Origin of the sequence: Micromonospora sp. NPDC005299, from assembly GCF_042872345.1 — a bacterium.
GTDB lineage: Bacteria > Actinomycetota > Actinomycetes > Mycobacteriales > Micromonosporaceae > Micromonospora.
The window spans coordinates 50,900-74,761 of record NZ_JBIAKG010000009.1; the positions used below are offsets into that span (position 1 = coordinate 50,900).

The 23,862-nt window shown below is 74.4% G+C and carries 20 protein-coding genes and 1 tRNA gene; 7 read left to right on the forward strand and 14 right to left on the reverse strand.

The features are described 5' to 3' along the window. Positions 1-157 precede the first annotated feature (157 nt). The 3 genes from ACFYPD_RS24010 to ACFYPD_RS24020 all read right to left on the reverse strand — a co-directional run bounded on the left by ACFYPD_RS24010 (position 158) and on the right by ACFYPD_RS24020 (position 3,523). On the reverse strand, positions 158-1,321 hold the full coding sequence (locus ACFYPD_RS24010; RefSeq protein WP_387117505.1) for a branched-chain amino acid ABC transporter substrate-binding protein: 1,164 nt from the start codon (positions 1,319-1,321) through the stop codon (positions 158-160). A gap of 260 nt (positions 1,322-1,581) precedes the next feature. Further along, positions 1,582-2,739 carry a hypothetical protein gene (locus ACFYPD_RS24015; protein ID WP_387117508.1) on the reverse strand — a complete coding sequence of 386 codons (1,158 nt, stop codon included), beginning with the start codon at positions 2,737-2,739 and terminating at the stop codon, positions 1,582-1,584. Between the two features lie 163 nt (positions 2,740-2,902). After that, positions 2,903-3,523: an ANTAR domain-containing response regulator gene (locus ACFYPD_RS24020; RefSeq protein ID WP_387118107.1), complete on the reverse strand. Its 621-nt coding sequence runs from the start codon at positions 3,521-3,523 to the stop codon at positions 2,903-2,905. Positions 3,524-3,616: 93 nt separating this feature from the next. Between ACFYPD_RS24020 and ACFYPD_RS24025 the strand changes: the two genes are divergently transcribed. Then, positions 3,617-3,690 (forward strand) — tRNA-Leu (locus ACFYPD_RS24025). Positions 3,691-3,725: 35 nt separating this feature from the next. Then, on the forward strand, positions 3,726-4,475 hold the full coding sequence (locus tag ACFYPD_RS24030; protein WP_387117511.1) for a transcriptional regulator: 750 nt from the start codon (positions 3,726-3,728) through the stop codon (positions 4,473-4,475). 4 nt (positions 4,476-4,479) lie between these two features. Here ACFYPD_RS24030 and ACFYPD_RS24035 read toward each other — a convergent pair whose 3' ends face one another. Then, entirely contained in the window at positions 4,480-5,655 is a 1,176-nt protein-coding gene (locus ACFYPD_RS24035) for a trans-sulfuration enzyme family protein (protein WP_387117514.1), read from the reverse strand. 83 nt (positions 5,656-5,738) lie between these two features. Between ACFYPD_RS24035 and ACFYPD_RS24040 the strand changes: the two genes are divergently transcribed. Continuing rightward, entirely contained in the window at positions 5,739-6,218 is a 480-nt protein-coding gene (locus ACFYPD_RS24040) for an Lrp/AsnC family transcriptional regulator (RefSeq protein WP_387117517.1), read from the forward strand. A gap of 62 nt (positions 6,219-6,280) precedes the next feature. Continuing rightward, positions 6,281-7,276: an LLM class flavin-dependent oxidoreductase gene (locus ACFYPD_RS24045; RefSeq protein ID WP_387118110.1), complete on the forward strand. Its 996-nt coding sequence runs from the start codon at positions 6,281-6,283 to the stop codon at positions 7,274-7,276. Positions 7,277-7,443: 167 nt separating this feature from the next. On the opposite strand, the gene ACFYPD_RS24050 is transcribed toward ACFYPD_RS24045, so the two are convergent. From ACFYPD_RS24050 to ACFYPD_RS24075, 6 genes are all read right to left on the reverse strand, one after another. After that, positions 7,444-9,690 carry a cellulose binding domain-containing protein gene (locus ACFYPD_RS24050; protein ID WP_387117520.1) on the reverse strand — a complete coding sequence of 749 codons (2,247 nt, stop codon included), beginning with the start codon at positions 9,688-9,690 and terminating at the stop codon, positions 7,444-7,446. A gap of 265 nt (positions 9,691-9,955) precedes the next feature. Further along, the gene (locus tag ACFYPD_RS24055) at positions 9,956-11,017 is read right to left on the reverse strand and encodes a sulfite exporter TauE/SafE family protein (protein WP_387117523.1); all 1,062 of its coding nucleotides are present in this window, start codon (positions 11,015-11,017) and stop codon (positions 9,956-9,958) included. A gap of 153 nt (positions 11,018-11,170) precedes the next feature. Further along, positions 11,171-11,641, reverse strand: a complete 471-nt coding sequence (locus ACFYPD_RS24060) for an RrF2 family transcriptional regulator (RefSeq protein ID WP_387117526.1) — start codon at positions 11,639-11,641, stop codon at positions 11,171-11,173. Positions 11,642-11,712: 71 nt separating this feature from the next. Further along, on the reverse strand, positions 11,713-12,582 hold the full coding sequence (locus ACFYPD_RS24065) for an acyl-CoA thioesterase (RefSeq protein ID WP_387118113.1): 870 nt from the start codon (positions 12,580-12,582) through the stop codon (positions 11,713-11,715). A 70-nt stretch (positions 12,583-12,652) separates the two neighbouring features. Then, positions 12,653-14,101, reverse strand: coding sequence for a pyruvate kinase (gene pyk, locus ACFYPD_RS24070; protein WP_387117529.1), 1,449 nt, complete (start codon positions 14,099-14,101; stop codon positions 12,653-12,655). Between the two features lie 285 nt (positions 14,102-14,386). Beyond that, a complete protein-coding gene (locus ACFYPD_RS24075) occupies positions 14,387-14,752 on the reverse strand; it encodes a YciI family protein (RefSeq protein WP_387117532.1) in 366 nt (121 codons plus the stop codon). A gap of 207 nt (positions 14,753-14,959) precedes the next feature. On the opposite strand from ACFYPD_RS24075, the gene ACFYPD_RS24080 reads away from it, so the two are divergent. Together ACFYPD_RS24080 and ACFYPD_RS24085 are read left to right on the forward strand one after the other, a co-directional pair. Next, a complete protein-coding gene (locus ACFYPD_RS24080; protein WP_387117535.1) occupies positions 14,960-15,826 on the forward strand; it encodes an aldo/keto reductase in 867 nt (288 codons plus the stop codon). A gap of 77 nt (positions 15,827-15,903) precedes the next feature. Then, positions 15,904-17,481 carry a GMC family oxidoreductase gene (locus ACFYPD_RS24085; RefSeq protein ID WP_387117537.1) on the forward strand — a complete coding sequence of 526 codons (1,578 nt, stop codon included), beginning with the start codon at positions 15,904-15,906 and terminating at the stop codon, positions 17,479-17,481. Positions 17,482-17,529: 48 nt separating this feature from the next. On the opposite strand, the gene ACFYPD_RS24090 is transcribed toward ACFYPD_RS24085, so the two are convergent. Beyond that, positions 17,530-18,360 carry an esterase/lipase family protein gene (locus tag ACFYPD_RS24090; protein WP_387117540.1) on the reverse strand — a complete coding sequence of 277 codons (831 nt, stop codon included), beginning with the start codon at positions 18,358-18,360 and terminating at the stop codon, positions 17,530-17,532. Between the two features lie 212 nt (positions 18,361-18,572). Here ACFYPD_RS24090 and ACFYPD_RS24095 point away from each other — a divergent pair, with 212 nt between their 5' ends. Beyond that, positions 18,573-19,922 (forward strand): pentapeptide repeat-containing protein, encoded by a 1,350-nt coding sequence (locus tag ACFYPD_RS24095; protein ID WP_387117543.1) that lies wholly within the window; start codon positions 18,573-18,575, stop codon positions 19,920-19,922. Positions 19,923-19,944: 22 nt separating this feature from the next. Here ACFYPD_RS24095 and ACFYPD_RS24100 read toward each other — a convergent pair whose 3' ends face one another. The 3 genes from ACFYPD_RS24100 to ACFYPD_RS24110 form a co-directional block, all read right to left on the reverse strand. After that, entirely contained in the window at positions 19,945-20,208 is a 264-nt protein-coding gene (locus ACFYPD_RS24100) for a DUF6244 family protein (RefSeq protein WP_091267883.1), read from the reverse strand. 75 nt (positions 20,209-20,283) lie between these two features. Further along, positions 20,284-21,261: a hypothetical protein gene (locus ACFYPD_RS24105; protein WP_387117546.1), complete on the reverse strand. Its 978-nt coding sequence runs from the start codon at positions 21,259-21,261 to the stop codon at positions 20,284-20,286. Further along, entirely contained in the window at positions 21,258-23,774 is a 2,517-nt protein-coding gene (locus ACFYPD_RS24110; protein ID WP_387117549.1) for an FtsK/SpoIIIE domain-containing protein, read from the reverse strand. Before ACFYPD_RS24110 ends, ACFYPD_RS24105 begins: the two co-directional genes overlap by 4 nt. Positions 23,775-23,862 lie beyond the last annotated feature (88 nt).

The following is a 23,862-nucleotide window of genomic DNA, read 5'->3' on the forward strand; positions in this document are numbered from 1 at the left end:
CCGGTGGGCGGGGGGGGGCGGCGCCGGGCGCCACGCCCCCACCACTCCTCCCCCCGGTCCCCGGGCGCCCCGCCGGGGGCCCCCCCGGGGCCCCCCCCCCCCCCCCCCCCCCCCCCCCCCCACGCCTGGTGTCCCGTGCCGGGACCGGACGAACCGGTCAGGCCTTGGGGATCTCGATGTCGGGGACGACCTTGCCCGCGTTCACCTTGAACGCCCAGACCTTCACCTGAGCCGGGTCCAACTCGCCGGTGGACTCGAACTTGTAGGTGACGCCGGTCGCGCCGCCGGTGCCGTTGTAGGAGTTGATGAAGCTCAGCAGGTCGGCCCGGGTGCCCTTGCCGGCCTTGATGCCCTCGAGCATGATCTTCGTGATGTCGTACGACACGTCGGCGTAGGTGCCCGGCTCGGCGTTGTCGAAGGCCGCCTTGTAGTCGGTCACGAAGGAGCCCTTGGCCGCGGTGGCCGGGGCGCACGGGCAGGTCAGGATGGTGCCCTCGGCGACCTGCTCGCCGGCGACCTTGATGAAGTTGGCGTCGTTGACACCGTCACCGGCGACCATCGTGCCCTTCCAGCCCGCGCCCTTGAGCTGCTTGAGCAGCAGGCCGGCCTCGGTGTAGTAGCCACCGAAGAAGAGGACGTTCGCGCCGCTGCCCACGACCTTGGTGACCTGGGCGGAGAAGTTGGTCTGCTTGACCTGGATCTTGTCCTCGCCCGCGACCGCGCCGATGACCTTCTTCACCTCGTCCACCAGGCCGGCGCCGTACGCCGACTGGTCGTCGATGACGTACACCTTGTCGGCCTTCAGGACGTTCTTGATGTACCGGCCGGCGGCCGGGCCCTGCGAGGTGTCGTTACCGACGCCCCGGTGGAAGATCTTCCAGTTCTTGGTGCTCAGGCTCGGGCGGGTCGCCGACGGGGTGATGGCCGGCAGGCCGGCCTCGTCGAAGATCGGGTTGCCCACCTCGGACTCACCCGAGAAGGCCGGGCCGATGATGCCGACGACCTTGGCGTCGCCGACCGCCTGCTGCGCCAGGGCCGGCGCCTTGGCCGGGTCACCCTGCGAGTCGTACTCGGCGATCTGGACCTTGCAGTCCGCGTTGTCCTTGTTGTACTGGTCGATGGCCAGCTTGGTGCCGTTGCGCATGTGGATACCGAGACCCGCGGCGTCACCGGTCAACGGGCCGAAGAAGCCGATCTTCAGGTCGCAGGCGGCCTTGCTGCCACCCGCCTCACTACCACTGTCAGCCTTGCAGGCCGCGCCACTGAAAACGAGCGCACCGATGGCCACGCCACCCAGCACCCGTGCGAGCTTCTGCCTCACGGCTCGTACCCTCCTCCGTCCGATGGCCCGGAAACCACCCACCGCGAATTGGACCTTGCAGGGGGTGGCCGGACCGACCGCGATCCCGGTCTGGGCCGGGACGTTATCCCACCAGCGGGTCGCGAAGGTAGACCTGGGAAGCGGGGTTGACCTAACCGTTACGTTGAGTGGCCGGATTCACAGATGTGCTGTAACACACGGGACCGGAGGGAGAGAAAATCGGACATCCGACACTGACCGGAAAAGCCCTGGTGAGAGCCTCACGCGGGCCGCCAGGGACCCCGCGCCGACCACGCCTCCGCCCGCCCGCCGTCGTCCACCAGCAGCAGCGCCACCTCACCGGCCGCGGTCACCGCCACCGTCCGGTCACTGCCCGCCGGCACCGCCACCGGCAGCGCCACCGGCGACCACCGCACGCCGTCCGCGGAGAACCATCCCGCCCCCGCTGCCGACCCGGCCACCACCGCCCACAGACCGTCGCCGCGCGCCGCCAGCCCCCACACCCGGCCCGGCGAGTCCGTGCCCACGCCCCCCAGGCCCCCGCCCGGCCGCCAGGCGTCACCCTCCCCCAGCCACGCGCCCAGGCCGTCGCCGCGCCGGCCCACCGCCACCGTCCGGTCACCCGCCCGGACCACCCGCTGCAGGTCCTCCGCCGCCCCCGGCAGCACCGCGCGCCGCCAGGCCGACCCGTCCGCCGAGGACCACACCACCGCCGCCGATCCGGTACGCCCCGACGACAGCACCGAGCCCACCATGAGCCAACCCGACTCTGTCGCCGTGCCGTCCGCCGCCCAGGGCCGGCCGCCCGCGTCCGTCGCCAGCCCCGGCACGGCGCTCACCAACCGGAAGTCCACCCCGTCCGGCGACACCCACGCCGCCGCGCCGGTCGCCCGGTTGCCGGAGATCAGCCAGCCGCGCGGCCCGCCCGCGATCCGGCCCGCGTTCACCGCGTCCGCGCCCCCGAACACCTCGAACTCGGCCGGCACCTCGACCAGCGAACCGTCCGCCACCTGCCGCCAGGTGCTGATCCGCGGATTGCCGTGCACCCCGCCGCTCTTGCCGCCCACCGCCGCCAGCCGGCCGTCCCGGCAACCCGCCGCGGTCAGCACGTTCTCCTCGCCGTACGGGCTGCGCGGCACCGGACGCAGGGCCGTCCACGTGGCCGCGTCGGCGCTCGACCAGGCCGCCGGGTGCGTCGCCCCCGCCGCGTCCACCACGGCGCCGACCACGAACCACCGGCCCGCGCAGGCGGCCGCGTCGCGCAGCGCCAGCCGGCCGGAGAGGCCGGGCGGGACCGGCAGGGCGATCGGCTGCCAGGCCGGACGCAAGGGCTCGGGCGCGGGCTCGGCCCGGCCGGACGAACGGCAGGCAGCGAGCAGCACCACGAGCAGGCCGAGCACCGCCAGCGGACGCCGCATGGCGGCGATCGTATCGACCGGCCACGACGCGGGGAACCCGTCGAGCCAGGTCCCCGGATGGCCTGGGGCCTGCCCGACGCGGCGTTTCCCTCCGGCACGGCCGTCGGGCCGACGGAACGCACTGGGGGCGGCCCGACCGGGCGGTCGGGCGGTCGGGCGGGAATCAGGAGGCGGGCTGTGCCACCTCGCCGCCGGCGGTCTCGGCGAGGATCCGCTCGGCGACCTCCTTCATGGTCATCCGGTGGTCCATCGCGGTGCGCTGGATCCACTTGAACGCCTGCGGCTCGGTCATCCCGTACGCCGTCATGAGCGCGCCCTTGGCCCGCTCGACGGTCTTGCGGATCTCCAGCCGGTCGGTGAGGCCGGCGACCTCCGCCTCCAGCGCCGCGATCTCCGAGTAGCGCGACAGCGCGATCTCCACGGCCGGCACCAGGTCGCTCTTCTGGAACGGCTTGACCAGGTAGGCCATCGCGCCGGCCGCGCGCGCCCGCTCCACCAGGTCACGCTGGCTGAACGCGGTCAGGATGATCACCGGGGCGATCCGCGCGCCGGCGATCCGCTCGGCGGCGGCCAACCCGTCCATGATCGGCATCTTGATGTCGAGGATGACCAGGTCCGGCTTCAGCTCCTCGGCGAGCTTGACGGCGGTCTCGCCGTCACCGGCCTCGCCGACGACCTCGTAGCCCTCTTCCACCAGCATCTCGGCCAGGTCCAGCCGGATGAGCGCCTCGTCCTCGGCGATCAGAACGCGCTTGCGCTCGGCATCCGCCTGCATCTCGGCCACGAGCCACTCCCACCAGTTCATGCCCGACACCGCCGTGCCGGGTGTCGTCGCCCATAGCCTAATGGGTAGTCTGTCGAAGCCGGATTACGGAACGCCCCTGTACTCCAACCGGAAGAGAGACGGAGCTCAAACCTCCGACAGTGTGGGTTCGAGTCCCACCGGGGGCACCGAAAGTGTCGTACGGGCGTTCGAACATGTTGCCGTGCATCCACCCCGTCTGCGGGCACGCGCCCGCGAACTTCACTCCTGGGGCGGCAGTATCCGGTCGGTTGCCCGCACCCTCTCCCTGCCCTACACCACCGTCTGGCACTGGTGCGTCGATCGGCCGAAGCCGGCGGTCGTGGGCACCGCGGCCCGCTGCTTCCGATGCTCGCCCGACGTCAGCAATCCGACAGACCCCGCCGCCTACGCCTACCTGCTCGGCCTCTACCTCGGCGACGGCCATCTAGCTGTCTCCCCGAAGGTCCCTGTGCTTCGCGTCGCCTGCACTGACACCTATCCGGGCCTGATCGACGCCTGCGCGGACGCGATGCTCGCCACCCTCGCCCTGAAGGTCCAGCGCATACAGAAGAAGGGCTGCGTCTCCGTCGAGAGCAGCGGCGCGCACTGGCCCTGTCTGCTACCGCAGCACGGGCCGGGCAAGAAGCACGAGCGGCCGATCGTCCTGGCCGACTGGCAGCGGTCCATTGTCGAGCGGCACCCGGGCGACTTCCTCCGCGGCCTGTTCCACTCCGACGGCTGCCGATTCGCCAACCGGGTCACCGTGCGCGGCAAGCAGTACGTCTATCCCCGCTACATGTTCACCAACGAGTCGGCCGACATCTTGGGCCTCTGTCAGTGGGCCCTCGACCTGCTCGGCATCGCCTGGCGGATGAACCGCCGCAACTCGCTGTCGGTGGCGCGGCGGGACGCGGTGGCGGCGCTGGACCGCCACGTCGGCCCGAAGTCCTGACCCCTCAGAGCACCCCGAGCGCCTGCGCCAGGTCGGCGCGCAGGTCCTCCGGGTCCTCCAGCCCGACCGAGACGCGCAGCAGCCCGCCGCACGGCTTGGCGTCGTCCTCGACCGGCCGGTGGGTGAGCGAGGCCGGGTGCTGGATCAGCGTGTCCACGCCGCCGAGCGACACGGCGTGGGTGATCAAGCGGCAGGCCCCGGCGACGGCGGCCGCGGCGGGGGCGCCGCCGCGTACCTCGAAGGCGAGCAGGCTGCCGGGGCCGGACATCTGCCGGCCGACGAGCCCGGCCGGGTCCTCGACGCTGGGGTGGTGCACCCGGGCGACGGCGGGGTGGTCGGAGAGCCAGGCGGCGAGTTTCTCGGCGCCGGCCTGCTGGGCGCGGACCCGCAGCGGCAGGGTCTGCAGGCCGCGGTGCAGGAGGTAGGCGCCGAGCGGGTGCAGGACGGCGCCGGTGACGGCGCGGACCTGGCGCAGCCGGGTGGCCCACTCGGGGGCGCAGGCGACGACGCCGGCGAGGACGTCGCCGTGCCCGCCGATGCTCTTGGTGGCGCTGTGCAGCACGAGGGCGGCGCCGTGCCGGGCGGGTTGCTGGAGCACCGGGGTGGCGACGGTGTTGTCGACGAGCAGCGGGACGTCGCCGGCGGCGGTGGCGAGGGCGGCGATGTCGACCAGGTCGAGGGTGGGGTTGGCCGGGGTCTCGACGACGACCAGGGCGGTGTCGGGGCGGATCGCGGCGGCGACCTCGTGGGGCCTCGCCCAGGTGACCTCGGTGCCGAGCAGGCCGGTGGCGAGCACGTGGTCGGTGCCGCCGTAGAGGGGGCGGACGGCGACGACGTGCCGTTTCCCGTCGCGGGTGGCGGCGAGCAGGGTGGCGGTGAGGGCGGCCATGCCGCTGGCGAAGGCGACGGCTTCGGCGGTGCCTTCGAGTTGGGCGAGGGCGGTCTCGAAGCGGGCGACCGTGGGGTTCCAGAGCCGCTGGTAGACGGCGCTGCCGCCGGCGGGGAGGGTGCCGCCGGTGGCGAGGGTCTCGTAGTCGTCGCCGCCGCCGGCCACGGAGGGCAGCGGGTTGGTGGTGGAGAAGTCGATGGGCGGTACGTGGACGCCGAGGCCCGCGAGGTCCTCGCGCCCGGCGTGCACGGCTGCGGTGTCCACGGCTGTCATGGCGGAAGCGTCGAACATGAGGCCGTGATCAGGCAAGAGGAGCGAAGGAGATTCTGTTCGGAGCCCTTCCGGGGGAGGGAAGTTCGGGGAAGGATGTTCACATGCCTGTCGCACCGAATGATGTACGGCCCTTCGCGGCGCTGGACGACACCGACCGCGCGATCCTCGCCGAGCTGGCGGCGGACGGCCGGTTGCCGAACAACGCCCTCGCCGAGCGGGTGGGGGTGGCCCCGTCGACGTGCCTGACGCGGACCCGGGCGTTGCGCGAGTGCGGGGCGATCCTGGGGTTCCACGCGGAGGTGGACCCGGCGGCGGTGGGGTTGCCGTTGCAGGCGCTGGTGTCGGTGCGCCTGGCGGCGCACGAGCGGGCGGCGGTGGACGCGTTCCGGGCCCGGTCGGTGCGGCTGCCGGGGGTGGTGTCGGTGTTCCACGTGGCGGGCGCGGAGGACTACGTGCTGCACGTGCGGGCGGCGTCCGGGGACGCGCTGCGGGACTTCGTGCTGGACCATCTGGCGGTGGATCCGGCGGTGCAGCACACCCAGACGAGTCTGATCTTCGAGCAGGCGCGGGGTATGGGCTAGGGCACTCCGAGGGAACAGATCCGGCGCGCGGCGTGTTGGTGTGGCGTGTGATCGACGTACCCATGTCTGTTCTTGATCTTGCCCCGGTGGCCGCGAGCGGCAGCGCCGGTGAGGCGCTGCGGCACACCACCGAGCTGGCCCGCCGCACCGAGGAGCTGGGCTACCGCCGGTTCTGGGTTGCCGAGCACCACAACATGCCGGCGATCGCCAGTTCCGCGCCGGCGGTGCTGCTGGCGCACCTGGGGGCGCACACCTCGACGATCCGGCTGGGTTCCGGCGGGGTGATGCTGCCCAACCACGCGCCGCTGGTGGTGGCGGAGCAGTTCGGCACCCTGGAGGCGCTGCACCCGGGCCGGATCGACCTGGGCATCGGCCGCGCGCCGGGCACCGACCAGGTGACCGCGCTGGCGCTGCGCCGGAGCATGGAGGGGCTGTCGGCGGAGCACTTCCCCCGCGAGCTGGCCGACCTCATGAACTACTTCAGCGGCGCGGAGCCCGGGCCGATCACGGCGACCCCGGGCCGGGGGCAGTCGCCGGAGGTGTGGCTGCTCGGGTCGAGCGGGTTCAGCGCCCAGCTGGCCGGCCTGCTCGGGCTGCCGTTCTCGTTCGCGCACCACTTCAGCGCGCAGAACACCATCCCCGCGCTCCAGCTCTACCGGCAGAGCTTCCGGCCGTCGCAGTGGCTGGAGGAGCCGTACGCGATGGTGGCGGTCAACGCGGTCTGCGCGGAGACCGACGAGCGGGCGGAGTGGCTGGCCGGTCCGGCCGGGTTGTCGTTCCTGAAGCTGCGGTCGGGGCGGCCGGAGCCGCTGGTCAGCCCGGAGGAGGCGGCGGCCTACCCGTACTCGGAGCTGGAGCGGGAGTTCGTGGTGCAGCGCCGGGAGGGCCAGGCGACCGGTTCGCCGGAGACGGTGGCCCGGCAGCTCGGCGCGCTGCTGGAGCGCACCGGCGCGGACGAGCTGATGCTGACCACGATGGTCTACGACGTGGCCGACCGGGTGCGCTCGTTCGAGCTGATCGCCGAGAAGGTGGCCGGTGGCCTGCGCCGGAAGGGCTGAAACACGCTCTTCATAGCCACGTCACCCCACCGTCGCGTAGGCCGCCTACCTTTATTGCCGGTGGTGGTACGGCATTCCCGGTCGGGACGGGTCGGGAGTGCTGCGGTGTGGTGCACCGGGTCGCCGGCTCAGCGGATTCCGCGGCCGGCGGCCCGGTGCCTTCGTTTTCAGCGCAGGTAGATGTTCGGCGCGGGCGGGGTGCTCATGCCGTCGCCGAGGTGGAAGCCCGGGTGCGGCGGCTGGTTGTAGGCGGTGTTCTGCCAGGCCACGGCCACCCGGTACTGCGGGTCGTGCATCAGGGTCGGCAGGCGCAGTCCGGTCGTGACGGGCGTGCTGTAGACGCGCAGCGCCGTGCTGTCGGCGGTCCGCCAGACCACCTCCTCCCGCCAGTCGCCGAGGATGTCGCCGGAGAGCGCCGGGGTGGACTTGGTGCCGTTGTTCGCCGCGACGCCGCTGCCGGTGAGCAGCCGGGTGTCGCCGCCGGTGCCGTACTTGTCGATCCGGGTGCCGTCGAGGAGTTCGCGCACCGGGTCGCCGTCCCACCAGGCGAGGAAGTTCGCCGAGGACGGCTTGCGGCCGACGTTCTGCCCCTTCGTGTTGAGCAGGCCGTCGACGGCGGAGGACCAGGACTCGGCGCCGGGGCTGCCGGCCCAGACGTCGTCGGAGACGCCCCGGCCGTTGTCGCCGTTCGGCGCGGTCTGCCAGAGCAGCTGGCCGGTGCGCGCGTCGGCCAGCCACGAGCTGGGCCTGCTGGCGTCCTCGTCGACCTTGAAGACCTCCAGTCCGGCGCGGGCCGGGTCGAGGTCGCCGACGTGCATCGCGTCGCCGTGCCCGGTGCCGGTGGACCACAGCAGCCGGCCGTTGTCGTCGATGGTGGCCGCGCCGTACACGATCTCCTGGCGGCCGTCGCCGTCCACGTCGGCCACCGACAGGTTGTGGTTGCCCTGGCCGGCGGCGGCGCCGTTGCCGCTGGCGTTGGAGTCGAAGGTCCACCGCTTGCGCAGGGTGCCGTCGCGGAAGTCCCAGGCGGCGATCACCGCGCGGGTGTAGTAGCCGCGGGCCATGACCAGCGAGGGGCGCTGCCCGTCGAGGTAGGCGGTGGCGGCGAGGAACCGGTCGACCCGGTTGCCGTAGGAGTCGCCCCACGAGGAGACGGTGCCGCGCGGCGGGTCGTAGTCGACGGTGGACAGGGCGGCGCCGGTGCGGCCGTCGAACATGGTCAGGTACTCGGGTCCGGCGAGCACGTAGCCGCTGGAGTTGCGGTGGTCGGCCGACGACGAGCCGATCACCTGGCCGGTGCCGGAGCGGGTGCCATCGGCGGTCTTCACGGCCACCTCGGCGTCCCCGTCGCCGTCGTAGTCGTACACCTGGAACTGGGTGTAGTGGGCGCCGGCGCGGATGTTGCGGCCCAGGTCGACGCGCCACAGCCGGGCGCCGGTGAGGGTGTAGGCGTCGAGGTAGACGTTGCCGGTGTAGCCGGACTGGGAGTTGTCCTTGCTGTTGGAGGGGTCCCACTTGAGCACGAACTCATAGCGGCCGTCGCCGTCGAGGTCGCCGACGCTGGCGTCGTTCGCCGAGTAGGTGTAGGCCTCCCCGGTGGGGGTGGTGCCGCCGGGCGGGGCCTGGATCGGCACGTCCAGGTAGCCGCCCGCGAACTGCAGCGCCGGGGCGGAGGCCGCCTGCTCGGCGCCGTTCACCACGGCCCGCACGGTGTACGCCGAGCCGGCGGCCGCGCCGCTGTCGAGCCAGCTGGTGGCGCCGGTGATCGGCATGCTGTTGACCTTGGTGGCGCCGCGGTAGAGGTTGAACGACACCCCGGAGGTCTCGGTGCCGAGCAGCCGCCAGGAAACCACGTTCCCGCTGCCCGAGCGGACGCTGACCAGACCCCGGTCGAGCTTCTCCATCTGCTTCGCCCCGGCCGGCGGGGCGGTGGTCGTCGGGGTCGGCGTGGGGCTGGCCGAGGTGGGCGGCGGTGCGCTGGTGGGCGTGGTCCCGCCGGTGCAGGTGGTCCCGTTGAGCGCGAAGCTGGTCGGGGCCGGATTGCTGGCGTCGTTCCAGGACGCGTTGAAGCCGAAGGTCGCGGCGCCGCCGGTGCCGATGGCGGCGTTCCAGCCGACGTCGCGGGCGGTGAGCTGAGCGCCGGCCTGGCTGACCGTGGCGTTCCAGGCCTGGGTGACCTGCTGCCCGGCGGGGTAGCTCCAGGTGAGCGTCCAGCCGTTCACCGGGTCGCCGAGGTTGGTGAGGGTGACGTCGGCGCCGAAGCCGCCGCCCCACTGATTGGTGATCCGGTAGTCGACGCGGCAGCCGGTGGCCGCCGCGGCGGCGGTCACCGTGCCGAGGATGCCGGCCAGGAGGGTGGCCGCCGAGGCCGCGGCGAGCAGCGCGGTCCGGCGGCGCGGGATGAAGGGGTGCACGAGGATGCCTTTCGCGGAGGTCAGGCACGGGACGCGAGCCGGCCTGCCCGGACCGGCGGAAAGGGGGTACGCCGCGCTGACGTGACGGGAGACGCCGCAGATCGACGTCGGTGATTAGCTCCGCGCCCCGTCAGGGTAGGACAACGCTTTCCCGCGGCACAACCGCCCACTCCGGTACGGATGGCGGGCGGTGCCTCGACGCCGGTCCCCGCGATGGTCGTCCACGGCGTCGCGGGCGCCGGGCCGGCGCGTACGTCCGGGCCGGTCAGCCCTCGACGGCGGCGGCGAGCCGGCGGGGCTCCTCCGCGGTGGCGGCGGCCGCGGTGGCGGCGACCGGCCGCACGGCCGAGGTGGCCGGGTCGCCGGCGGGGGTGGCCGGGTCGCCGGCGTGGGTGACCGGTTCGCCGGCGGGGGTGACCGCGTCGCCGGCGGACTGGGCGGCGAGGGTGGTCTCGGCGGTGGCCCGGGCCCGGCGGGTGCGGCGCATCGCCCGCGTGGCCAGCACCAGGGCGACCAGCCAGCCGGCGCCGAGCACCGTGTAGGCCAGCGCCGGGACCGGGCCGCCCAGCTCGCCGGCGCGCAGCAGGGTGCGGGTGTTGGTCAGCACGATCACCCCGCCGATGACGGCGCCGAGCAGCTGCGCGGGCACGATGCGGACCAGCCAGGCGGCGATCGGCGCGGCGATCAGGCCACCGATCAGCAGCGCGGCCACGGTGGGCAGCAGGAAGCCCTCGGAGCCGAGGCCGATCAGGAAGCCGATGCTGGCCGCGCCGGCCACCAGGAACTCGGAGGTGTCGACGGAGCCGATCACCTTGCGTGGCTCCATCCGGCCGGAGACCAGCAGCGCCGGGGTGGCGACCGGGCCCCAGCCGCCTCCGCCGGTGGCGTCGACGAAGCCGGCGAACAGGCCGAGCGGGGCCAGGAAGCGGCTGCGGAGCCGGCCGGCGGCCCGGTTGGCGCGCAGCGGCCGGGAGAAGCGGACCAGCAGGTAGGCGCCGAGGCTGAACAGGATGGCGGCCATCCACGGGGCGGCGGACTCGGTGGAGATGGAGCTGAGGAAGGTGGCGCCGGCGAACGCGCCGACCGCGCCGGGCAGCGCGATCCGGCCGACGACCCGCCAGTCGACGTTGCCGAACCGCCAGTGCGAGACCCCGGCGGCGAGGGTGGTGCCGATCTCGGCCAGGTGCACCGAGGCGGAGGCGGCGGCGGGGGCCACCCCGGCGAAGAGCAGCAGGGTCGAGGAGGTCAGTCCGTACGCCATGCCGAGCGCGCCGTCGACCAGTTGCGCGGCGAGCCCGACGAGGGCGAGGACCAGCAGCTTGCGCACGAGCGCCCCCTGACTTTTCGGTATCTCCTATCGACTTGGTCGACAATGCGGCACGGCGGCGCTCCGGTCAAGTCCTCCATCCGGTTGGTGGGAACGCGCCGGACGGCGCGGCGGGCGCGCGGGACGGCGGCGCCGGGACGCCCGAGGGGAGCGTCAGCTCCAGGCGCTGGGGTCGGCGGCGAGGTCGTTGATCCGGCCGGGCAGGCTGCCGCTGGCCACGTCGGCGATGGTGACCAGTTCGAGGATCTCCCGCTCGCTGGCCCGCAGGGCGATCCACACGTCCTGCAGGGCGCGCGCCGCGCCCTGGTAGCCGAGCTGCTCCGGGCGCTGGCCGCGGACGTGCGCCAGTGGGCCGTCGATCACCCGGATCACCTCGGCGAGGGAGATCTCCGCCGCGGGCCGGGCCAGCCAGTAGCCGCCCTCGGGGCCGCGCTGGGCGTGCACGATGCCGCTCCGGCGCAGCTGGAGCAGGATGCTCTCCAGGAACTTCGGCGGGATCTCCTGGGCGCGGGCGATCTGCTCGGCGGTCACCGGCCGGGTCCGCCCGGCGGCCGCGCCGTCGGCGACCGAAGCCAGCTCGGCGGCCGCGCGGAGGGCGTAGTCGACCCGAGCGGAGAGGCGCATGCCGGCAAGGTTAGTCCCCTGGTCAGCCGCCCGGTCTCCCGACCCTCGGCCGAACGGTCACGGATTCCGGGTCAGGCGCCGACCCGGCGCAGCAGCCCCTCCTGCACGGCGCTGGCGATGTGCCGGCCGTCGGTGGTGAACATCCGGCCGGTGGCCAGGCCCCGGGCGCCGGACGCCGACGGGCTCCAGCAGTCGTAGAGGAACCACTCGTCGGCGCGGAACGACCGGTGGAACCAGAGCGCGTGGTCGAGACTCGCGCCCACCACTCCCCCGGGCCCCCACACCTCGCCGTGCACCGACAGCACCGAGTCCAGCAGCGTCAGGTCGGAGGCGTAGGTGAGGGCGCAGGCGTGCAGCAGCGGGTCGTCGGGGAGCTTGCCGTCGAGGCGCATCCAGACCCGCTGGTGGGGTTCGGCGGGGCGGTCGCCGGGGCGTACCCAGCCGGGCTCGCCGACGTAGCGGACGTCGATCGGGCGGGGGATCTGGCCCCAGATGCCGAGCCGCTCCGGGTAGCGGGAGAGCCGGTCGGTCATGGTCGGGACCTCGTCCGGGGCGGGCACGTCGGGCGGGACCGGCGCGTGGTGGTCCAGCCCCTCCTCCTGCCGCTGGAACGAGGCCGACATGAAGAAGATCGGCTTGTCGTGCTGGAGCGCCACGGAGCGGCGCACCGAGAAGGAGCGCCCGTCCCGGACGTTCTCCACCTGGTATTCGATCGGCTCCACCGGATCGCCGGGGCGGACGAAGTAGCCGTGCAGGGAGTGCACGAAGCGCTCCGAATCGACGGTGCGTCCGGCGGCGACCAGGGCCTGGCCGGCGACCTGGCCGCCGTAGACCCGCTGCGGGCCGACCGGCGGGCTGATCCCGCGGAAGGTCATCCCGCCGGTCTGGTCGAGGTCCAGCACCTCCAGGAGCTGGTCGACCGCCGCCTGACCGGTCGCCACCGGACGCTCGGTCACTGAGCCGTCTCCGTTCGCGACTGCGGGGCTCGCAGGCCCGGCTCGCTCCTCCCGCTCACTGAAGAGCCCGGGCGGAGGCGGCGTCGACCAGCGAGCCGAGCTGGTGCACGCGCAGCGTGTTGGTGGAGCCGGGGGTGCCGGGCGGGCTGCCCGCCACGATCACCACGTAGTCGCCGGGGTTGGCCCGGTTGAGGCCGAGCAGCGCCTGGTCGACCTGGCGGAACATGTCGTCGGTGTGCTCGACGAACGGCATCAGGAACGTCTCCACGCCCCACGAGAGCGCGAGCTGGTTGCGCACCTCGGGCACCGGGGTGAAGGCCAGCAGCGGCAGGTCGCAGTGCAGGCGGGCGAGCCGCTTGACGGTGTCGCCGGTCTGCGAGAAGGCGACCATGGCCTTGGCGCCGATGGCCCGGGCGATCGAGGAGGCGGCGACGGTGAGCGCGCCACCGTGGGTACGCGGGTCGTGCTGCAGCCGCGGCACGCCGATCGAGCCGGCCTCGGTGGTGGTGACGATCTTCGCCATGGTGCTGACCGTGAGGACGGGGTACTTGCCGACGCTGGTCTCGCCGGAGAGCATCACCGCGTCCGCGCCGTCGAGCACCGCGTTGGCCACGTCCGAGGCCTCGGCGCGGGTGGGGCGCGAATTCTCGATCATGGAGTCGAGCATCTGGGTGGCCACGATGACCGGCTTGGCGTTCTCCCGGCAGAGCTGCACGGCGCGCTTCTGCACCAGCGGCACCTCGTCCAGCGGCAGCTCGACGCCGAGGTCGCCGCGGGCCACCATGACGCCGTCGAAGGCGAGCACGATCGCCTCCAGGTGGTCGACCGCCTCGGGCTTCTCGACCTTGGCCAGCACCGGGCGGAGCACGCCCTCCTCGGCCATGATCGAGTGGACGAGCTTGATGTCCTCGGGCGAGCGGACGAAGGAGAGCGCGATCAGGTCGACGCCCAGGCCGAGGGCGAAGCGCAGGTCGTCGGCGTCCTTCTCCGACAGGGCCGGGACGCTGACCGCCACGTTCGGCAGGGAGACGCCCTTGTTGTTGGAGACCGGGCCGCCCTCGGTGACCAGGACGCGGATGTCGTTGCCGGTGACGTCGCTGACCTCGACCGCGACCCGGCCGTCGTCGATCAGCAGCCGGTCGCCCGGCTTCACCTCCTGCGGCAGCTTGCGGTAGGTGCAGGAGACCCGCTCCTTGGTGCCGACGATGTCGTCGCCGGTGATGACCACCGAGTCGCCGGTGCGCCACTCGTGCGGGCCCTCGGCGAACTTGCCGAGGCGGATCTTGGGACCCTGGAGGTCGGCGAGCACGGCGACCGGCTGCCCGGCCGCCTCGGCCGCCTCGCGGACCAGCCGGTAGACCGATTCGTGGTCCTCGTGACTGCCGTGGCTGAAGTTCAGCCTCGCCACGTTCATGCCCGCCTCGACCAGGCCCCGGATGCGCTCGGGGGACGAGGTGGCGGGGCCGAGGGTGCAGACGATTTTCGCGCGGCGTGTCACGCCCATCAGGCTAGTCTCTCCTTCGGGTCGGCCTGCCGGCCGGCCCCTTTCGGACTGCGGAACAGTTGTCCAACGACGCGCGATACCCGCGCGGGCGGGCGGTGTGGCACCGCACCGGGACGTCGTGTGTGGCGGGCATCGGCGACCGCGCGGCGGAAATGGTACCGCTCGCGTTCGTCCCTCGACCGGGTGCTCCCGGAGATCGACCGGCGCCGGCGTCCGCTGCCCCCGATCCGGGGCGCGGGCGGCGCGGGGTCGTCGCCGGGGGCGCCCAGATCGCCCGGGCGACAGTCAGCTCTGCGTCTTGGCGAGCGGGAACTCCAGCGAGCCGGCCGGGCAGAGGAAGGTGAGCACCTCGACGCGGTAGAGCCCGGCCTGCACCGCCGGGTCGGCCTCCATCACGCTGCGGACGTCGTCGACCGAGCCGGTGCGGGCCAGGCCGAAGCCGATCGGCGGGTCCGGCTCGCGGGCCGGGCCGTCCACCGAACCGTCGACCAGGACGATTCCCCGCCGTTGCAGCGCCTGGACGTGCCGCAGGTGCTCGGCCTGGAGCCGTTGCACGGTCTCCTCCGGCAGCGCCCGACCCGACGGTCCCGGGTAGAGCACGATGCACTCGTACGTGTCGAGCGCCAAGTCGAGCCGTGGCGTCGCGGCCATGCGCACCTCCAGACCACCGTTCCGCCCAGCGTCGCACGGCGGCGCCCGCCCCCGGGGTCGCTCGCCGCAAACTGCCCACCCTGCCGGGCGGCGGGTCGCGGCGGCGGCGGAAACGCCCTCCCCCGGATGTTGACGACGGCGATTCGCGGGAAAGACTTCCGGTCGGGGCGGTGACCGCCGCCGACGACGACGCGCAGGAGGAACGCCATGGCGACCAGCACCGGGCCCGCGAAGGCCTCGGGCACCTACCGGATCGGCGGGGACCTCCAGGTCGACCGGCTCGGCTACGGGGCCATGCAGATCACCGGCCCCGGGGTCTGGGGCGATCCGAAGGACCCGGCCGAGGCGGTGCGGGTGCTGCGGCGGGCGTACGAGCTGGGGGTCACCTTCATCGACACCGCCGACTCCTACGGCCCCTTCGTCAGTGAGCTGCTGATCAAGGAGGCGCTGCACCCGTACGCCGAGGACCTGGTCATCGCGACCAAGGCCGGGCTGACCCGCTCCGGCCCGGGCGACTGGCGGCCGGTGGGCCGCCCCGAGTACCTGCGCCAGCAGTGCGAGCTGAGCCTGCGCCACCTGGGCCTGGACTGCATCCCGCTCTACCAGCTGCACCGGATCGACGCGAAGGTGCCGCTGGAGGACCAGCTCGGCGAGCTGGCGCTGCTCCAGCAGGAGGGGAAGGTGCGGCACATCGGGCTCTCCGAGGTGACCGTCGCGCAGATCGAGGCGGCCCGGCGGATCACCCCGGTGGTGTCGGTGCAGAACCTCTACAACCTCGCCGACCGCAGCGCGGAGGACGTGCTGGACCACTGCGAGCGCAACGACCTGGCGTTCATCCCCTGGTTCCCGATCGCCACCGGCAACCTGGCCCGGCCGGGCGGCCCTCTGGACGCGATCTCCACCGAGCACGGCGCGACGCCCGCGCAGCTCGCCCTCGCCTGGCTGTTGCGCCGGTCGCCGGCCGTGCTTCCCATTCCGGGTACGTCGTCCGTGGCACACCTGGAGGAGAACGTCGCGGCGGCCGAGGTGCGGCTCAGCGACGAGGAGTTCGAGGCGCTCGCCAAGGCCACCTGACCCGGCCCCTTTCCGAAGCGTGATCGAGCCGCTACCGTCAGAAGGATTCTCACGCCCGGGACGAGCGGGGGTCCGGAGTGGACGGTTTCGACTACGTGATCGTCGGTGCCGGGGCGGCCGGGTGCGTGCTGGCCAACCGGCTCAGCGAGGACCCGGGCACCCAGGTGCTGCTGATCGAGGCGGGCGGCTGGGACCACAGCCCCTTCGTGCGCGTACCCAAGGCGTTCGCCCGGCTGATGGACGACCCCCGCACCGCCTGGCACTATCCGGCGACCATCGCACCGGGGCGGCGCGAGACCTGGCAGCGCGGTCGCATGGTCGGCGGCTCGACCTCGATCAACGGCATGATCTGGAGTCGCGGCGCGGCGGCGGACTGGGACGCGCTGGCGCCCCTCGGCTGGGGCTGGTCGACCATGCGGCCGATCTTCGCCCGGCTGGAGGACCACCCGACGCGCGGCGCCGGCGGCCCGGTGCGCCTGTCCGTCGCCACCGGCACCGACCCGCTCTGCGAGGAGATGCTGGAGACCGGGGCGGCGCTGGGCTGGCGCCGGGTCGACGACCTCGACGCCGACGACGGCGAGCGGATCGGCTACGCCACGGCCACCATCCACGCCGGGCGCCGGGTCACCGCCGCCGACGCCTTCCTGCATCCGGTGCGGCAGCGCCCGAACCTGACCCTCGCGGTCGACACCGTCGCGCTGCGCGTGCTCGTGGAGGGCGGCCGGGCGGTCGGCGTACGGGTCGCGCACCGGGGCGGGGAGGTCGACCACCGGGCGGCCGCCGAGGTGATCCTCGCCGCGGGCGCCCTCGCCACCCCGCACCTGCTGCAGGTCTCCGGAATCGGGCCGGCCGACACCCTGCGCGCAGCCGGCGTCCCGGTGCTGCTGGACCGGCCCCGGGTAGGGGCGGGCCTGCGGGAACACCGGCCGATTCCCCTGCAGTACCGGCTCGCCGAGCTCGGCGGCTACAACGCCCGGCTGGGCAGCCCGCTGGGCCAGGCCCGCGCCGCCCTGCGCTACCTGGTCACCCGCGGTGGCCCGCTCGCCCTGCCGGTGATGGACGTCGCGGCCCACGTCAGGTCCCGTCCGGAGCTGGACCGCCCGGACGTCCACCTGCTGATGGCGCCCTTCTCGGCGGCGTCACCGCGGCCCGGCCGGGCCCTGGAGCTGGAGCGGGAGCCGGGCCTGCTGTGCCTGGGCACGGTGACCCGCCCCGACAGCGAGGGCAGCCTCGCCGTCACCGGCCCCGACCCCCGCACGCCGCCCGCGATCGTGGCGAACTACTTCGCCACCGCGCACGACCGCCGGGTCGCCGTGGACGCGGTGCGCCTCATGCGGGACCTGTTCGCCACCGGGCCGATCGCCAAGCGGATCGCGGCGGAAACCCTGCCCGGACCGGCGACCCAGACCGACGAGGAAATCATCGAGGCCGGCCGGGCGCACGGCTACTGCGGCTACCACGCCATCGGCACCTGCGCCATGGGGCCCGACGACGAGCACGTCGTCGATCCCCAGCTCCGGGTACGCGGGGTGACCGCGCTGCGGGTGGTCGACGCGTCGGTGCTGCCCGTGATGGTGTCCGGCTGGACCAGCGCGCCGGTGACCGCGCTGGCCTGGCGGGCGGCCGACCTCATCCTCGGCCGGACCACCGGCTGAACCGGGCTCGACGGCCGCCGGCGCGGCGACCGTCGAGCCCGGCCCTGATCAGACCGCGAAGCAGTTGGGGCGGATCGCGGCGCCGGCGAGCACCTGCCGCACGACGCTGTACGTGGTGCCGTCCAGGATCAGGCCCAGATGGCCGACGATCCGCAGCGGGCACCACGCCTGCACCAGGACATTGGTGGCGCCGTCGGCGAGGGAGGCGTTGTCGACCGGCCGGACCAGTTCGTCCTGCCAGGTGCGGACGGTGGTCCAGCGGACCGCGCCCGGGGTGTCGTCGCCGCCGTTGAGGTCGGCGAGGAAGCTGGACCCGATGGACATCTGCTGGCAGGCGACGATGCCCACGCAGCTGCCCAGCCCCAGGAAGTTGATGATGTTGGCGACGTAGGTGCCCTGCTGCGGACTGCCCAGGCTGACGTAGCGGTCGACCTTGCCGGCGCCGCCGAGGAACTTCACGTACCAGCGGGAGACCAGGCCGCCCTCCGAGTGGGTGACCAGGTCCACCTTGGCCGCCCCGGTGGCGGCGCGCACCTGGTCGACATAGGACGACAGGGCCCGGGCGGACTCGCGGATGTCGCCGAAGCCGAGGTTCGGCAACTGGTAGATGGAGACCCGGTAGCCGCCGGCGCGCAGCCGGGCGGCGATCGGCTCGTACGCGATGGAGATTCCGATCAGGCCGCCGACCACGATGACCGGGTTGGCGCCGGCGGCGGCGAGGCCGGTGGCGTCGGCCGTGGTGACCTCGGCCGTGGTGGTGCCGGTGGCGGCTGCGGCGGCGGTGGTTTCGGTGGTGGTGGGCTCGGCGAGGGCGGCGGTGGCCGGGACGAGCAGGACGGTGGCGGCGGCGGTGGCGGCCAGGATCGTTCGGAGCAGCATGGGCTGCACCTCCGGTGGGAGGCCCCGATGTTCCGGGAGGGACGGGTGGGGGGATCCGATCGATCGTGAAAACGATGATGCGTGTCCGATTTCACACACGTCAATGGAAAGTTACGCGCTGGTAACCCCTTGTTCCACAGTGGGCACAAACCGGCGTATCCAGCGTCCGGTGGGGCCCCCGAACCGCCGGCACGGATGGCATGCTGAGCGCCGTGTCCGCCCCACCAACGCCGGAGAAGCCGCTACGGGTGATGCCCTGGTGGTTGGCGCTGCTCGGGCTGCTGCTCGCCGTCCTGCTCGGCTGGCTGGTGCTGGACCGGCTGCTCGCCGAGGCCGATCGGGCCGCCCAACCGGACACCCGGGCCACGCTGCGCGTCGACGCCATCCGCACCGGCCTCACCGTGGTCGCCGGCACCGGCGGCGGGCTGGCGCTGCTCCTCGCCGCCCGTCGACAGTGGATCAACGAGCGCGGGCAGCGGCACCAGGAGGCCGTGGCCACGCGCGACCAGGCGCACCGCGACCGGGTGCAGGCGCACGCCGAGACGGTCGCCGAGGCCGGGCAGCGGCACCAGGAGCGGCAGTCCGCCGCCGTCGAACACGACGCCGCCGAGCGGCGGCTCACCGAGCTGTACGTCCGGGCCATCGAGCTGGTCGGCAGCGACAACCCCGCGGTACGCCTCGGCGGCCTGCACGCCCTGGAACGACTCGGTCAGGACAACTCGGGGCAGCGGCCGACGATCGTGGCGGTGCTGTGCGCGTACCTCCGCATGCCGGCGCCCGACGACCCGCGCGAGACCGAGGTGCGCCGCACCGCGCAGCGGATGCTCACCCGGCACCTCCGCGCGGACGGGGACGACTGGTGGCCCGGCATCGCGCTGGACCTCACCGGCGCCCGGCTGCACGACTTCGACGCCGCCGGCTGCACCCTGGTGGACCTCGACCTCACCGGCGCGGTCTGCACCGGCAGCACCAGCTTCGCCGGGGCGGTCGTGCGCGGACGGCTGCGGCTGACCGCCGAGTTCGTCGACGCCGTGTTCGAGGAGCTCACCGGCGACGCGGACCTCGTGCTGGACGACGCCCGCTTCGCGGGCCAGGTGAGCTTCGACCGGGCCGACCTGGGCGGCGCACTGTCCTGCCGCGGGACGAGCTTCGGGCAGGTCTCGTTCCGGGGCGCCACGCTGCGGCAGCCCAGCAGCTTCGACCGGGCCCGGTTCGCGGGCAGCGCGACCTTCCGAGAGGCGGTGTTCCTGGCCGGACTGTCCATGGAGCACGCCACCTTCGAGGCGTACGCGGGCTTCCGCCGGACGCGGTTCGCCGACATGGCGCTGTTCCGCTGGACCGAGTTCGGCGCGGAGGCGTGGTTCGAGGGGGCCCGCTTCGAGGGGGCCGCCAACTTCGGCCGGGCCGTGTTCCACGGCCGGGCCAGCTTCGAGGGGGCGACACTGGCCCGCCGGCCAATGGTCGACCAGGCCCGCGCGTCGGCGTCCGTGACCCACGTCTGGCCGCCGGACACCACCGTCGGCCGGCGCGACGACGAGTGGCTCCTCCTCACCGACCCCTGACCACCGGCGGGGGTCGGCGCTCTCAGCTACCCAGCGCCTGGACCTTGGCGATCGTCTCCTGCACGTGCTGCCGGGCCGGCTCGCCGCCCTGCGCGGCCTGGGTGAGCGCCTGCCGGTAGGCGTCGATCATGTTGAGCAGCGGCCCGGCCGCCACACCCTCCAGCGCGCCCGCCACCAGTGCCCGGGCCTCGGCGGCGTCCTGCGCCGCGGCGGCCGTCCGGGCCTTCGCCTCGTCCAGCTTCTGGGCCGCCGCCGCCAGCCTCGCGATGATGTCCGCCGCGCTCACGCGCCCTCCCCTGCTCGCCTGTCCAGCAGCCTACGTGACGGCCGGGCGCCGAGCCGGGAGCCGAATTCGCGGCGCTCAGCTGAGCAGCCGGAACACCACCAGGTAGAGGCAGAACAACGACGGGGCGACCAGCGCGCAGATCACGAAGCCGAGCGGCACGTACCGCCCCGGCGGGGTGTCGCCGCCGATCACCGCGCGGCCCCAGCGCCCCAGCACCAGGTGTCCGGCCAGGAAGGACAGCAGCGGGACGCCGGCGCACGAGACGGCGGCCACCAGGTCGAGCCCTGTGGCCGGCAGCGGCGAGCCGATCAGCGCCACCAGCATGAGCAGGGAGCCGGCCAGCGCGCAGGCCGCGTAGACGGCGACCGCCCGGGCCGGCGCCGACCAGGTGGGCAGCAGCACGGGTCGCCGCGCCAGAGCTTCGGCCTGCTGCCCGTGCCGGTCGGCCTCGTCGGCCAGCTGTGCGGCCGCAGCCAGCTCCGTCGCCGGGTCACCCGCGCGCGGGCCTGGCAGCGTTCCCTCGGGATACGCCCCGACCCCCGGCCGCCCCGGCGCGGCGGCTGCGCCGCCGGTCGCCCCGCCCCGGGTTCCGGGTGCCTGCACCCCGCCCGACAGGGGCGTGACCGGTCCGGCAGTGGCCGCGGCCGGCTCCGACCCGGACACAGCCGATCCCGAAGGCGGCGCTGTCGATCCCAGTCCCGGCGCGGCCGATCCGGAGCCAGGCGCGGCCGTTCCCGTGCCAGGTGACGCCGATCCGGCCGCGCGCGCGGCCGGTCCGGTGGAAGGCTGCGCCGGTTCCGCCGCCGACGGAGCGCCGACCGGGACTGCCGGCGCATCCGGGCTCTCGGCCGGAACCGAGCGCATCGGCAGGTTGATGGCCTGGCCGAGCTGGTCGAGGCGCTGCCCCTGGGCGGCGAGCCGCCGGCCGAGCTGGTCGACGGTGGACTGGAGGGCGCGCCGGCGTTCGGCCTCGGCGGCGACCGCCCGCTCGCCGCCCCGCTGCCGGGTGGAGAGTTCGCGGAGCAGGGCCGCGTACTCGTCGAACCCGGTCACGACTCGTCCCCGTCGCCGACGAAGGGCACGACCAGGGCGGTGCGCTGCTCGTGCCGGTCGACCAGCAGGGCCCGGCCGTCGCGCGGGGCGTAACCGAGGTCGTGCGCGCCCAGGTGCAGCCCCAGGTCGGCGGCGGGCACGTTCAGCGCGACCAGGCAGGCCACGTCGTCGCGGTTCTGGCTGCCGCCGAGGTCCTCGGCGAGCCGGCGCAGCCCGCGCCACCAGCCGAGCAGGTGCACCCCGTGCGCGGGGCCCTGGCGCAGCACCGCCCGCAGGTCGTCGTGGCCGGAGCGGAACGTCCCGGGATCGGCCGCGGCGAGCGCGCCGGCGGCGGCGTCCATCCCGAACACCACGAGGTAGGTCCGGGCGGCGCCCGGGGCGGGCGGGTCGGCCAGCTCGGCGAGGTGGGTGCGCAGCGCCGCCGCGTCGAGGCGGCGGACCGGGTGGCCCGCGGCGGCCAGGGTCATGGCCAGGTCGTCGGCCGTGCCGGTGGTGCCGGGCGCCAGGGGGACGAACAGGAAGCGGGCCGTGCCGGGGGCGTGCTGCCGGGCCAGGCCGAGCGTGGCCGAGTGGAGCACGTCCGCCCCGGCGGCGGCGGTGCCGACCACGGCCAGGTGCCGGCCGGGCACCGGGTCGAGGCGGAACGCGGCGGTGCTGCCGGCCACGTCGACGGTGCGGCCGACCAGGGCGAGCGGCGGCTCGGCGCCGGGGGCCAGGCCGGCCCAGGTGGGGTCGTCGGCGAGCCGGGGGGTCTCGTACCCGCGGAAGACGGCGGGTGGGCGGGCGCCGGCCGGCCGGGCCGCGAACAGCTCGTGGCGCAGGGCCGCGAGGTCGGCCGCGGCGGCGTGCGCGTCGGGGAAGTGGACGTCGGTGTCCGCGCCGGCCGTGCCGCCGGCGGTGTTGACCACGGCCGTGCCGAGGGTCAGCGCCTTCGCGGCGTCGTTGAGCGGGTCGAGCACGCCGCCCCCGCCGGGCAGCGCGACCCGGAGCGGGAACTGGCCGAAGATCGCCTCGGCCCGGCCGTAGAGGGCCTCGATGCCGGTGGTGCTCTGGCTGGCCAGCACCAGGTGCAGGCCGTACGAGCGGCCCTTGCGGGCCAGTTCCTCGATGAGGTCGACGGCCTGCCGGGCGAGCGCGTCGTTGCCGGCGAACAGGACCTGGAACTCGTCGACCACGGTGACGATCCGGGGCGGCCGGGCGTTCGGCGGCAGGTCGGCCAGCTTGCTGACGCCGTGCCGCTTGAGCAGGTCGGCCCGGCGGGTCAGCTCGGCGCGCAGCTCGCGCAGCACGGCCACGCCGTACTCGCGGTCGGACTCGATGCCGACCGCGCGGGCGTGCGGCAGCCAGGACGGGTCCCGTTCGGTGGGCACGAACTCGGTGAAGCTGACGCCCTCCTTGAAGTCGAGCAGGAAGAGCTGGAGCTCGGCCGGGGAGTAGCGGGCGGCCAGCCCGTAGAGCACGTCGAGCAAGAACACGGTCTTGCCGGCGCCGGTGCGCCCGCCGACCAGCCAGTGCGGGGTGGCGTCGTCGAAGGCCACGGTCACCGGTTCCCGGGCGCGGCCGAGCACGGTACGCAGCCCGGCGGCGGACGACTCCGCCCAGCGCCGGGCCGGCAGCAGGTCGGCGAAGGTGACCGCGGTGGCCCGCCGGACGGCCTCGGCGAGCCGCCGGGCCAGCCCGGTCACGGTGGCGTGGGACGGGTCCCCGTCGAGCAGGACGGGGGCGGCCAGGCCGCTGCCGTCGGCGCTGAACGGCCGGCCGGGCGGGTCGCCGACCAGGGCGTACCGCTCGTTGAGCCGGAGCTGGGTGGTGGCGCCTAGTGGCGGGGCCTCGCCCGGCCCGGTCGCCGGGTGGCCGGCCAGCAGCACGCAGACCGCCGCGGCGGGTCCGGCGTGGGTGAGCGCGGCGAGCCGGGCCAGCTCGCGCGGCGGCGGGGCGGACGCGGCGACGACGAGCAGCAGCTCCCGGTCCTCGGGCGCGGCCCGCTGGGCGGTCCGGGCGTGCCGTTCCGCCGCGTCCAGCAGGGCGGCCGTCTCCGCCACGGTGGTGGCGGCCGGGCCGAGCGCGCCGGCGTCGAGCAGCGGGCGCAGCGGCAGGAAGGCGGCGCCGAACGCGACCGGGTCGATGCCGGCCACCCGGACCGTGCCGGCGGGCGCGGCGGTGAGCAGCCGCACCACCAGGGCCCGCAGCAGCTCGCCCACCCGGGGGTCCCGGGCGTCGGTGTCGATCGCGAGGTGGGCGCCCGCGCCCAGCGGCACCAGCACGGGGAATCCGCCGTCCACGGTGGTCGCCTCGCCGAGGCGTACCGGAACGGGGTGGGTGGCGGCGCGGGCGGTGCCGGGCACGGGACCGGCCAGCTCGCCGCCGAGCCGGGCCAGCCGGGCGACCAGCTCGGGGCTGCCGACGGGCGCCGGGCCCGCGGCGGCCAGCGCCCGTCGGGCGGCCTCCCAGCGGCGCAGAGCCTGCCGGTGCAGGGCGACCGCCTGCCGGTACGCCGTCGCGAGCCTGCCCACCGTCCGCCCTCCGACGCCGCCGTCCCCGATCGAGGGGAACCCTAACGGACGCGCGGCGGCCCGGCACAGTACGCGGCACGCACCCGAC